General features: G+C 52.6%; 9 protein-coding genes. 3 read left to right on the top strand and 6 right to left on the bottom strand.

Annotated elements, in window-relative coordinates:
- Positions 1–320 precede the first annotated feature (320 nt).
- Complete coding sequence (locus tag Q4A85_RS12300; RefSeq protein WP_303110779.1) at positions 321–1286, bottom strand: acetyl-CoA carboxylase carboxyltransferase subunit alpha; 966 nt, start codon at positions 1284–1286, stop codon at positions 321–323.
- Positions 1287–1568: 282 nt separating this feature from the next.
- Between Q4A85_RS12300 and murI the strand changes: the two genes are divergently transcribed.
- Both murI and Q4A85_RS12290 read left to right on the top strand, forming a co-directional pair.
- Positions 1569–2375: a glutamate racemase gene (gene murI, locus Q4A85_RS12295; RefSeq protein ID WP_303110777.1), complete on the top strand. Its 807-nt coding sequence runs from the start codon at positions 1569–1571 to the stop codon at positions 2373–2375.
- Between the two features lie 84 nt (positions 2376–2459).
- Complete coding sequence (locus tag Q4A85_RS12290; protein WP_303110775.1) at positions 2460–2747, top strand: hypothetical protein; 288 nt, start codon at positions 2460–2462, stop codon at positions 2745–2747.
- A gap of 169 nt (positions 2748–2916) precedes the next feature.
- On the opposite strand, the gene Q4A85_RS12285 is transcribed toward Q4A85_RS12290, so the two are convergent.
- The 5 genes from Q4A85_RS12285 to Q4A85_RS12265 form a co-directional block, all read right to left on the bottom strand.
- Positions 2917–4056 (bottom strand): hypothetical protein, encoded by a 1140-nt coding sequence (locus tag Q4A85_RS12285; protein ID WP_303110773.1) that lies wholly within the window; start codon positions 4054–4056, stop codon positions 2917–2919.
- Entirely contained in the window at positions 4053–4988 is a 936-nt protein-coding gene (locus tag Q4A85_RS12280; RefSeq protein WP_303110771.1) for an ABC transporter ATP-binding protein, read from the bottom strand. Before Q4A85_RS12280 ends, Q4A85_RS12285 begins: the two co-directional genes overlap by 4 nt.
- 357 nt (positions 4989–5345) lie before the next feature.
- Complete coding sequence (gene pntB / locus Q4A85_RS12275) at positions 5346–6731, bottom strand: Re/Si-specific NAD(P)(+) transhydrogenase subunit beta (RefSeq protein WP_303110769.1); 1386 nt, start codon at positions 6729–6731, stop codon at positions 5346–5348.
- Between the two features lie 35 nt (positions 6732–6766).
- Entirely contained in the window at positions 6767–6946 is a 180-nt protein-coding gene (locus tag Q4A85_RS12270; RefSeq protein WP_303110767.1) for a hypothetical protein, read from the bottom strand.
- Between the two features lie 232 nt (positions 6947–7178).
- The gene (locus tag Q4A85_RS12265; RefSeq protein ID WP_303110764.1) at positions 7179–8720 is read right to left on the bottom strand and encodes a Re/Si-specific NAD(P)(+) transhydrogenase subunit alpha; all 1542 of its coding nucleotides are present in this window, start codon (positions 8718–8720) and stop codon (positions 7179–7181) included.
- Between the two features lie 552 nt (positions 8721–9272).
- On the opposite strand from Q4A85_RS12265, the gene Q4A85_RS12260 reads away from it, so the two are divergent.
- The gene (locus Q4A85_RS12260) at positions 9273–11984 is read left to right on the top strand and encodes a TonB-dependent siderophore receptor (protein WP_303110762.1); all 2712 of its coding nucleotides are present in this window, start codon (positions 9273–9275) and stop codon (positions 11982–11984) included.
- Positions 11985–12261: the final 277 nt, after the last annotated feature.

Here is a 12261-nt window from a genome sequence, read left to right as displayed (position 1 = left end):
TCATTTACGGTATTGTCCTTGAAATACTGTAAACAACGCTAGGGATTTCTACACCATATGCTGGGCGGGAAACTAAACAGTCGTTATCAATTAAGACAAACATCAAGGCAGCCTGAAAACGTGGAAAACGGGTTTCAGAACCTGTATTCATTATTTGCATAGGCAGATTTGATGACATAAAAGCGCGGATACAAGGCAAAAAGCACAGCAAGGTTGAACACCTTGCGAGCATTTTTAACGCAGTAGCCGCGTTTTTAGGGCATAAAAGATGCCTATGCAAATAATGAATACAGGTTCTTAGACTGCCTTTGGTTAAGTGATTACTTGTTTTTATCAACAAACTGACCGTAGTTCATAATGCGGTCAAAACGGCGCGAGAGTAAATCGTCCAGTCGCATCCCTTGCGTTTGGGTAATTTGTTGTTCCAGCGTGGTTTTTACGGATTTCATCAGCTCGGCATAATCGCGGTGTGCGCCGCCCAATGGCTCTTTAATCACGTTGTCCACCAAGCCCAGTTTGTGCAGACGGTCGGCGGTGATGCCCAGCGCGGCGGCGGCTTCGGGGGCTTTTTCGGCGGTTTTCCACAAAATAGACGCGCAGCCTTCGGGCGAAATCACGGAATAGGTGGAATATTGCAGCATGTTGATGTAATCGCCCACGGCAATCGCCAACGCGCCGCCCGAGCCGCCTTCGCCGATGATGGTGCAGATAACGGGCGTGTGCAATTTGGTTAATTCGTAGAGATTTTTGCCGATGGCTTCGGATTGGTTGCGCTCTTCCGCGCCGATACCAGGGTAGGCGCCGGGGGTGTCCACAAAGGTGAGCACGGGCATGCGGAATTTTTCGGCAAGGTGCATCAGGCGCAAGGCTTTGCGGTAGCCTTCGGGGCGGGGCATGCCAAAGTTGCGGTGCAGTTTTTCCTTGGTGTCGCGCCCTTTTTGATGCCCAATTACCACCACGCTGTGCCCATTAAAGCGGGCAACGCCGCCGATGATGGCGTGGTCGTCGGCATAATGGCGGTCGCCGTGCAGCTCTTGAAAATCGGTGCACAGCGCGTTGATGTAGTCTTGGGTGTAGGGGCGTTGCGGATGGCGTGAGATTTGCGAGATTTGCGCGGGGGTGAGCTTGGCGAAGATGGATTTGGTTAAATCGGCGGCTTTTTTCTGCAAGCGTTTGATTTCATCGGAAATATCCACGGCAGAATCGCCTTGCACTAGGCGCAATTCTTCAATTTTGTTGTTCAGCTCGGCGATGGGTTGTTCAAAATCTAGATAGATGGGTTTCATGGTCTCGTCTCGCAAAAATGGGGGGTGGGGTTTTTGCTCTATCGCTGGTTAATCAATGGGTTAGGCATGATGACGGGCGATGGGCGGCAAAAATGGCTGAATGATACGCTATCGGTTTGGTTTTTGCACGGGTTTGTGGGCGTTTTGAATGTCAACAGCCCCTAGCTTTCAGGCTGCCTGAAAACGGCTTTGCGGGTAAAATGCGCGTTTTTGTTTTTTCAGGCTGCCTTGCTGGTTTTTCTACGCTTGCAGCAGCCTGAAAATGGATTTTGAGTACAACAGATGAACCGCAATCAAAGCCCCATTGGCGTGTTTGATTCGGGCGTGGGCGGTTTAACCGTCGTCCGCGCCCTGATGGAACGCCTGCCCAACGAAAATATTGTTTATTTTGGCGACACGGCGCGCGTGCCCTACGGCGTGAAATCGCGCTCCACCATTGAAACCTTTACCACGCAAATTGTTGATTTTTTGTTGCAAAACCAAGTGAAGGCCTTGGTGATTGCGTGTAACACGATTGCGGCGGTGGCGCATCAGCGCGTGCAGCAGATGGCAGGCAAAATGCCCGTGTTAAGCGTGATTGAAGCGGGCGCACAAGCCGCGCTGGCGACCACGCGCAACGGCAATATTGGCGTAATCGCCACCAGCACCACGGTAAACAGCAATGCCTACGCCCGCGCCATCAGCGCACGCAACGCCGACACGCGCATTCTGTCGCAAGCCGCGCCCTTGCTGGTGCCGCTGGTGGAAGAAGGCTGGCTGGAACACGAAGTAACGCGGCTGACCGTGCGCGAATACCTGCGCCCGTTGCTGGCGGACAAAATTGACACGCTGATTTTGGGCTGTACGCATTTTCCGCTGTTGAAGCCGCTTATTCAGCAAGAAGCCCCGCAGATTGAGCTGGTTGACAGCTCCACCACCACCGCCGAAGCCACCGCGCAAGCCCTTGCCGCGGCCAATTTGTTGAACACGCAAACCGCCGCGCCCGATTATCGCTTTTATGTGTCGGATATTCCGCTGCGTTTTCAAACAATCGGCGAGCGGTTTTTGGGGCGCAGCTTGGAACAGATTGAGATGCTACGGCTGGGGTAGGGCGGAGGTGTAAAAGGCAGCCTGAAAATGGTTTTTTTTGTTTTCAGGCTGCCTTTGAATACGTCCAAATAAGGAAACAAGATAATGGAACCAACAAGCGTTTGGGTTTTTCAAGGCGATGGGCAGAACGTGGTTTCAGGCTGCTTTACCACGCAAAAGGCTGCCGAAGCGTGGATTGCGCAGAAACGATTAAGCGGCGTGCTTACCGCCTATCCGTTGAACCAGCCGATATATGATTGTGCGATGGAACAAGGCTACTGGCAGCCCACGCAGACGCATCACAGCCAAGCGCGGTTTATCCAAAATTTGCCAGCGCGTATTTGCCCCATTTTCATTATCTTGATGGCGTGCGCCAAAACGGATAATGCGTAATAGGCAGCCTGAAAACAGCGTAATGCTTATTTTCAGGCTGCCAATTTTATCTAACAACTATTTGGCAACGAGCCGTTGCCGCCCCAAGCCCACTTTCAGGCTGCCTTTTAATGGATAGCAAAGGCAGCCTGAAAACAGCGTAATACCCCTTTTCAGGCTGCCTTCATATTTACAACAACATTGACCACAGCCCGCGCAGCAACAGAAACACCGACAACGCCAGCGTAATCGCGTTGTAGCGCAGCGTTAGCAGGTTGGTGCACAGCAACACCAGCGCGGCCAGCAGCAAAATTTGGATAAACGGCACAAGCAGCACAATGCCACCCAGCAGCAGCGCGGTTGCAACCGCCAGCGCAAATGCCGCTGGCCACACGGGCAACTCGCGCCAGCTTTTCCATTTGCCAAAATGGCGGTTGTCTTGCGTTATCAGCGAGATAAAGCCCAGCAGCGCGTAATGTTGCGACAGCAAAAACAGCAGCACATTCTTATCCGCAATCGCCCAAAAATATACGACGGGCGACACCATCGCCAAAATCAGCAGGGTAAAACGCGGTGATTGCAAATGCAGTTTCCACGCCATAATCGCACGCATCGCTACGCTGGCGAGCGCAGCCGTGATAATGAATGAAATCAGCAGCATAAACGGCGTGCCCAAATCGTTCACCAAATAAGACGGATTGGTTTCTTTCATGGCGACATTGTCATACGGAAAAGCGGCACGCGTCATGTCGGCATAGTCTGACGTAAAAATCGCCCACGCCACAAACGCCAAAATTAGCTGAATTACCGCGCCCGAATATTGCCGATTGCCGCGCCCAAATTGCAAAGCATTGGCGACCACCGCGCAGGCAAATATCCACGCGCCAAACGGCACAACCAGCAGCGTACACACGATTTCGCTAGTCGTTTTAAATTGGCTGTTATCCAAAAAAAAGCTCAACCACAGCAGCAGATAGCCGATGGCAAACCCCGCCCAAGCCACTGTGGGCGCGGCGATAATGCGCGAATACGCCATTTGCCACGGCGATAATGCCGACATCCGCAGTTGGTCAAAGGTGTTGGCGGCAATATCGTTTTTCAGGCTGCGTTCCACCAACACAAAGCCTGCAATGGCGGAAAGCATTAAGCCTATGCCGCCAATGCTTGCCAAATGGTTGTGCCAAGCGCGGTATTCGTCTTTGGCAAAGGCAAACAGCGCGTAAATAATCGCCACGCCCGCTATCATGCCCCAGCTTAAATTGAGCCACAGCAGGCGTTGAAATTCGGCGTTGACCCAAATTTTGGGCGTTTTGATGTTTGGCGTGTTCATAGTTTATCCCTTTGAATATTCAACGTGTTTTGATAACTTTCTAACAACGATGTGCGCACCTGTTCCAGCGCGCACACGGGCAGCTGGCGTTGCACCAATTCGCGCAACAACGCCGCGCCCGCGGCATCGCCCGCAGGCAGCACCACTTGCAACGCATCGCCCGCCGCGCTTACGCTCACCGATTGCACCGCTGGCAATTCGCGCACCGCCGCCGCCCAATCCGCCGTTGCGCCATCGGCAAAACGCAGGCGCACGGTTTGCGTTTCAGGCTGCCTTTCATCGTGCAGGGCTTGGAATGCCTGCATCTGCCCCTGTTTGATGATGAGCATATGGCTGCAATATTCGTCCAGCTCCGACAAAATATGGCTGGACACCAAAATCGTCATGCCATCGCGTTGCAGTTGCAACAGCAAAAGCGACAGTTCGTGCCGCGCTTCGGGGTCTAGCCCGCTGGCAGGCTCGTCCAGCAGCAAAAATTTGGGGCGATGGATAATCACTTGTCCAATGCCCACGCGCTGCTTTTGCCCGCGCGACAAATTGCTCACGCGGCTATACAGCTTGTCCGACAGCCCCAAAAGCTGCACCGTGCTGCCCAGCGCGTGCGCCAAATCACCATCGGATACGCCGCGCGATTTTGACGCATAGGTTAAGCATTGGATAACGGATAAGCCTTCGGGCAAGCCAAAGATGTCAGGCAGATAGCCTAGCTGGGCGAAGCTCTCGCGCGGGTTTGCCAAAATGGGCTTGCCGCCCAGCCGCACTTCGCCGCTGCTGGGGCATTCCAGCCCCGCCATGCAGCGCATCAGCGTGGATTTGCCCGCGCCGTTGGGCCCGATTAAGCCTGTGATGCTGCCATTGGGCAGCTCTACGTTGATGTTGTGCAGCACTTGGTGGCTGTCGTAATGGAAATTGAGATTTTGAGCGGTAAGCATTGGGGGGATTCCTTGTAAACAAGAGATGGGGCAGCATGAGAGTGAGTAAAGACGCGATTTTAAAGCAAATAGAGGCAGCCTGAAACGTCAAATGGTAGGGTGGGCAACTGGTTGCCCACCAAATGTTATGAACCAAGGTGGGCAAACAAGTTTCCCACTCTACGGTTTACTGAGGCAGCCTGAAAACGAGCGAAGCGAATTTCTGCGAAGCAACAACAACCGCTAAATACGTTTTCAGGCTGCATCAATCATGGCAATAACAGACAATCGCACCTATCCCCATTCCACACAAAAAGGCAGCCTGAAAACAGAAAATCCATTTTCAGGCTGCCTATTCATTTCAGCAAATTCAACAAACTATTTCTTCAACTCTGCCAAAATCTCATCCACCGTGCCTTTGGCATCGCCAAAACACATCACCGTGTTTTCATTAAAGAACAGTGGATTTTGCACGCCCGCGTAGCCCGTGTTCATAGAACGCTTGAACACCACCACTTCTTTCGCTTTCCACACTTCCAGCACAGGCATCCCCGCGATGGGCGAATTGGGGTCGGTTTGCGCGGCAGGGTTCACCGTGTCGTTCGCGCCAATCACCAGCACCACATCGGTTTCGGGAAAATCATCGTTGATTTCGTCCATTTCCAGCACAATGTCGTAGGGCACTTTGGCTTCGGCGAGCAGCACATTCATGTGTCCGGGCAGGCGACCTGCCACGGGGTGAATGCCAAAGCGCACGGTTACGCCTTGTTTACGCAGCAAATCGGTAATCTCGGCAACAGGATATTGCGCCTGCGCCACCGCCATGCCGTAGCCAGGGGTGATGATGACGCTGCTTGCGCCTTTGAGCATCGCCGCCACATCGGCAGGTTTCACTTCGCGGTACTCGCCCACTTCTTCGCTGCCCGCTGCGGCGGATGCACCATCGGTGCCAAAGCCGCCTGCAATCACCGAAATAAACGAGCGGTTCATCGCTTGGCACATGATATAAGACAAAATCGCACCGCTGCTGCCCACCAGCGCGCCAGTAACAATCAACAAATCATTAGACAGCATAAAGCCTGCCGCCGCGGCCGCCCAGCCTGAATACGAGTTCAGCATAGACACCACCACAGGCATATCCGCACCGCCGATGGAAGCCACCAAATGCCAGCCAAACGCCAGTGCAATCGCGGTCATCACAAGCAGCGCAAACCAGCTTCCATTCGCGCCCACAAATAGCAACATCAACACAAACGACACCAGCAACGCCGCCAAGTTTAATTGATGCTTATGCGGCAGCATCAAAGGCTTGCTGCTGATTTTGCCGTTGAGCTTGCCAAAGGCAACCAATGAGCCTGTAAACGTTACCGCGCCGATAAAAATGCCCAAAAACACTTCCACCAAATGAATGGTGTGCATTTCTTCGGCAACGTTGCCCGCATCAATAAAGCTGTTAAAGCCCACTAACACCGCCGCCAAGCCCACAAAGCTGTGCAACAGCGCAATCAGCTCGGGCATTTCGGTCATTTCCACTTTTTTGGCTTTGTGGATGCCCACCGCCGCGCCAATCAGCATGGCGATGATAATCCAGCCCAAGCCCGAAACGTTGTCAGCAAAAATGGTGGCAAACAGCGCAGTCGCCATGCCCGCGATGCCTGAATAACAGCCCTGCTTGGCGGTTTCCTGCTTGGATAAGCCAGCCAGCGAGAAGATAAATAAGATGGCAGCAACGATGTAAGCTGCGGTTACTAATCCTGTGGACATTGTTTGGTCTCCGAGATTTTAAATTTATAAAATTTTCAGGCTGCAATCTTTGCAAAACCATAGTGGCAGCCTGAAAAATAATCCATGCCGTCATTCCCGCGAAGGCGGGAATCTTGTTTGATGTTCAGCAATTCCGTGAGAATGGTGGGGTAGGTGGATTTAGGTGTTTGGCAAAGGTTTTCAGGCTGCCTTTGTTGTAGCAGGACCTTGTTCATGGCGTTGCTCCGCCATACCCACGCTTGCATTCGTGGTTTAAATCAGCCTTTGCGCTTGCATTAGGCAGCCTGAAAACATTGTTTACGGCTTTTCAACCTTGCGCATTGCGCTGCGGTATAACCATTTGGCTTTGCATAAGTTCGCATGGCTAAATCAAAGATTTAGATACTTACTTATACCCAAATCAAAGATTTGGACAAAGGGATAAGGCTGCCTTATATACAGCCACGTTTACCCTTTTCTAAACATATTCAACATTCTGCGCGTAACAAAAAATCCGCCAAAAATATTGATGCTCGCCAGCAACACAGCAATAAACGCCAACAGCGACACCACGCCGCCCGCGCCAATTTGCAGCAACGCGCCCACTACAATAATCCCCGAAATCGCGTTGGTAACCGCCATCAGCGGCGTGTGCAGCGAGTGGCTCACATTCCACACCACATAATAGCCAATCACGCACGACAACACGAACACGATGAAGTGTTGCAAAAAGGCTTCTGGCGCAACCGCGCCCACCCACAGCACCAACACCGCCGCAATCACCGCAGGCGCAATGCGTTTCCATGCGGGCACGGGCGCAGGCTCGGGTTTGGCGGCAACCGCTTTTTCAGGCTGCCCTGCTGCTTGCTGCGGCGCGGCGGAAACTTGGATGGCAGGCGGCGGGAAGGTAACTTCGCCGTCTCGCGTAACCGTCATATTGCGGATGATGACATCTTCAAAATCCAGTGCGATTTCGCCGTCTTTGTTGGGCGAAAGCAGTTTGGTTAGATTGACCAAGTTGGTGGCATAAAGCTGGGACGATTGCCCCGCCAAGCGGTTTGCCATATCGGTGTAGCCGATGATTTTCACGCCGTTGTCGGTAACAAACAATTCGCCCGCGCGGGTGAGTTCGCAGTTGCCGCCTGTTGCCGCCGCCAAATCCACGATAACAGAACCTGCTTTCATGCTGGCGACCATTTCCGCCGTAATCAGCTTGGGCGCGGGTTTGCCCGGAATAGCGGCGGTGGTGATGATAATGTCCACTTCGCGCGCTTGCTCGGCAAACAGCTTCATTTCGGCGGCGATAAATTCTTCGCTCATCACTTTGGCGTAGCCATCGCCCGAGCCGCCGCTTTCTTGCGGGAAGTCCAGTTTCAGGAATTTGCCGCCCATCGATTCAATCTGCTCCGCCACTTCCAAGCGGGTGTCAAACGCGCGAACCACCGCGCCCAGCGAGTTTGCCGTGCCAATCGCCGCCAAGCCTGCCACGCCCGCGCCGATAATCAGCACTTGCGCAGGCGGCACTTTGCCCGCAGCGGTAATCTGCCCTGTGAAAAAGCGACCGAATGCGTTAGCGGCTTCAATCACCGCGCGGTAGCCCGAAATATTTGCCATAGACGAAAGCGCGTCCAACGCTTGCGCGCGCGAAATGCGCGGCACCATGTCCATCGCCAGCGCGTTGATTTTTTTGTCGTTGAGCTTTTGCAGCAGCTCTTCGTTTTGGCGCGGATAAAGAAAGCTCACCAGCGTTTGCCCTTCGTGCAGGCGGTTGATTTCTTTGTCGCTGGGCGCGTTTACTTTGTAAACCAATGGCGCAGACCAAGCCTCTTTCGCGTTCACCAACACCGCGCCCGCTGCTTCAAACGCCGCATCGGTTAAGCCCGCTGCCACGCCTGCGCCGCGTTCCACCGCCACTTCAAAGCCCAGCTTTTGCAACTGGGCAACCGTGCTGGGCGTAGCCGCAACGCGGGTTTCGCCTTTTAGGGATTCTTTGGGGATGGCTATTCTCATAATGATTTCCTCGGAAGTTGAAGTTGAAAGGGTAGGGTGGTGGAATGTAAACCCGCTTGCAGCATCGTAAACAATAACGCTACAAGTAGGATGTGTGGCTGTGCCACGCACCGTTTAGCAATGTTTAATCTACACGCCCAATCACGCAATCCGCGTTTTCAGGCTGCCTTAATATCTAAACCAGATGCTGTAAACAAAGTATCCATTCGCCCTTGCCCATAGGCAGCCTGAAAAATACCCGAAACAATACCGCAATCAACCCTTGCTTACAAGGCTTAATCAATAATAGGCAAGATTTAACAAACTGTATAGGCAGCCTGAAAAGCGCATTTCATCCATATTGAGTATTCGCCCCGCGCATTCCACCACGCATCCCACGATAACAAACTAAATTGCAAACAAAATCATGCGTATAATTAAAACAAGCAAAATAAACGAATATTTAAGCGTAAAAGTTGTTGATATTCGTTTTTATTAAAAAGATAATCAGTGCGTTTTAAAAAACCTTAACCCAAATTACCGAATACCCCTTTTTTCTTTACGCACGCAAACATGAAGCCCAGCCTACTCACCCTTGCCCTGATTTCCGCCTTTGCCGCCGCCCCTGCCTATGCCGCCGATGAAACGCAGCCTGAAAACGCCGCCGCAGCCAATGAAGCCAGCAGCGAAACCAGCAGTGAGCAATCCGCCCAAGCATCGCAAAATCTGCAAAACATCACCGTTCGCGCCGCGCCTTTTGCGCAAAAAATGGGCACGCAGCGCATCACCAGCCGCCAAATCGCCACCCGCCCGCACACCAACGGCACAATTACCGATTTGTTGCACGACAACCCCAATGTGCAATTTTCCAACATCAGCGGCACCGCCGAGAGCGCGGGCGAAATCGCGCCCGAAAACGTATCGTTCCACGGCGAGAAGTTCTACAACAACAACTGGCAAATTGACGGCATGAACAACACCGACAATTCCAACCCAGGGGCAGGCGCGGGCTATCAAAACACCAACGACAGCGACATGTACGGCTTGCCCAACGGCGGCGCGCAGTCGTTTTGGGTGAATGCCGACATCATCGACAGCGTGGATGTGTACGACAGCAATATTTCCGCCAAATACGGGCAGTTCACAGGCGGCGTGGTGGATGCCAAGCTCAAAGACCCCAGCACCAAAAAAGCATCGGGCAGCGTATCGTTGCGCACCAGCCGCAGCAGTTGGACACGCTATCACGCCGACCCGATAGACGTTACCCAAGCGCAACAAGGCAATTATTACCAACCCGAGTTCACCAAATACGTTTGGGGCTTAAACCTAAACCAGCCGATTAACGACCGCGCTGCGTTGATGTTCTCCTACAACCGCACTCAGTCCAATATCCCGTTTTATCACACCGTGATGAAACAAAAAGAAGACCAAAAACGATTAAGCCAAACCTTTGTGTTAAAAGGTTTATATCGCTTTGACAACGGCGACGCGCTCAAAGCTACCGCCATGTATTCGCCACACGAGAGCAAATACCTGCGCGCCAGCACCAAAGACGGCTCGTACACCAATTCGGGCGGGGGCTACCGCTTTAACCTTGAATGGAAACACTTGTTTGATAAAGGGCAAGTGAGCACCTATCTTGGCGTACAATCCACCCGCAACCGCGTGGAAAACGAAGCCGATTACCATATTTCATACAGCCTAGCCAAACGCCTACCCAGTGCCACCGCCGCAGGCACCAACCCACGTTGTTCTAGTGGTGCAGTATGCGAACCCAACAACATTCCAGCGTGGCTAGATTGGGTAACCACCTTGCGCACCCAAAACGATGGCGCAGGCAGATATTATCCCGACCTTGCCTACAAAATTGGCGACCCACAAAACGCAAGCTATGGCGGCTACGGCACATTTGAAACCACGCGCAAATCGCTGGTTGCCAAGCAAGATTATCTGTTCCCCGATTTGGAATGGGGCAACACCAAACACACCATCGCCTTTGGCTGGTCTGCCGAATGGGCGCAAGCGCGGTATAAACGCTTTAACGATGTGTACAACTACACAGGCAGCTCCGCCCGCTCCACCAGCGGCATCGCTTGCCTTGCGGGCGACCACGGCTGTATTGAAGGGCAATTTTTTACCACGCGCGATTACTACCCCGCCCGCAGCGTAAAAGTGGGCAACAACCACTACGCGCTGTATTTTGAAGACAAAATCAACTGGGGCAACTGGGAAATCACCCCCGGTATCCGCATTGACCACGACCGCTTTCTCAAATACACCGACTTTGCTCCCCGCTTCACCGCCACATGGGATGTGTTCGGCAACGGCGACACCCGCTTGTTTGGCGGCGTAAACCGCTATTACGCGCAAAGCGTTCTGGCGCAAAAATTGAAGAAAAACATCGGCTCGGGCTACCGCCAATCGCGCAGCTTGCCCAACCAAGAATGGGGTTCAACCACCCGCTATGCCGCTGCCTACTTGCAGCCTGATGTGAAAACGCCATACAGCGATGAAGTGAATTTGGGCTGGCGACAAGTCATCAAAAACACCGAATGGACGCTCAAATGGGTGCACCGCGACAGCAAAAAAGGCTTGGCGTGGGATTCGCAACGCATCAACGGGCAACAATATTTCATCCTAAACAACCGCGGCAAAAGCAAAGCCGACACATTTAGCTTGGCGTTTAACCTGCTGCGCCCGTGGAAAATCACCGATTGGGCGGTGGTGGGCATCAGCGGTGGCGCAACCTATTCGCGCAACAAAGCCAACAATTCGTCTTACGACAACACATCGGTGAACTCGCTGGACAACGGTCGCTTAACCGAAGAGAGCAGCAAAATCATCTTTGATGGCAAGCTGATAGACAAAGACAAAATGCCCGCCATTGACTACAACACGCCGTGGCGCGCCTTTGCCAACATCAGCGTGGATTTCCCCAAAATCAAGCTCAATTGGAGCACCCGCCTGAACTACGCTGCGGGCTATTCGCAATACACCACATCCAGCAAAAACTGCCCCGCGTATAACCCTGATATTTGCGGCAGCTATACAGGCAGCGTGGGCGTGTATGAAAAAGAAAAATTCAAAAACGCCTTCACCGTGGATTTGGGCTTAACCCAAACCATCCCCATCGGCAAAAACAAGCTGGATTTGAAGCTGGATGTCATCAACGCTTTTGACACCGTTATCCGCGCCCGCACCAGCCGTGCCAGCACCAGCACCAGCAATACTGTGTCGTATAAACTGGGACGACAATTCTGGTTTGAAGCCAAATATAGCTGGTAAAAGATTGCGCTTCGCCAACCGCGTTTCAGGCTGCCTGATGCGTTTAAGCCTAGGCAGCCTGAAAATTGTTTTAGGTGGCGATGGCGCGTTGTTATTAGAGATAAAGGCAGCCTAAAACCTTTGCAAAACCTAAACCGCCACAAGAAATAGTCAATTCTCCGTCATTCCCGCGCAGGCGGGAGTCTTGGTTAAGTTTATGCAATGAATTGTTTTTAATAAAATTTTTGGGGCTGTCCTAGATAACTAGGACAAATCGTGCTTTACTAGTTGTTTTAAA

It is taken from the genome of Kingella sp. (in: b-proteobacteria) (assembly GCF_030527935.1).
In the GTDB taxonomy this organism is placed as follows: Bacteria; Pseudomonadota; Gammaproteobacteria; order Burkholderiales; family Neisseriaceae; genus Kingella_B.
The sequence above is the reverse complement of the archived record's forward strand: the minus strand, read 5'-3'. Positions and strand labels throughout refer to the sequence as shown.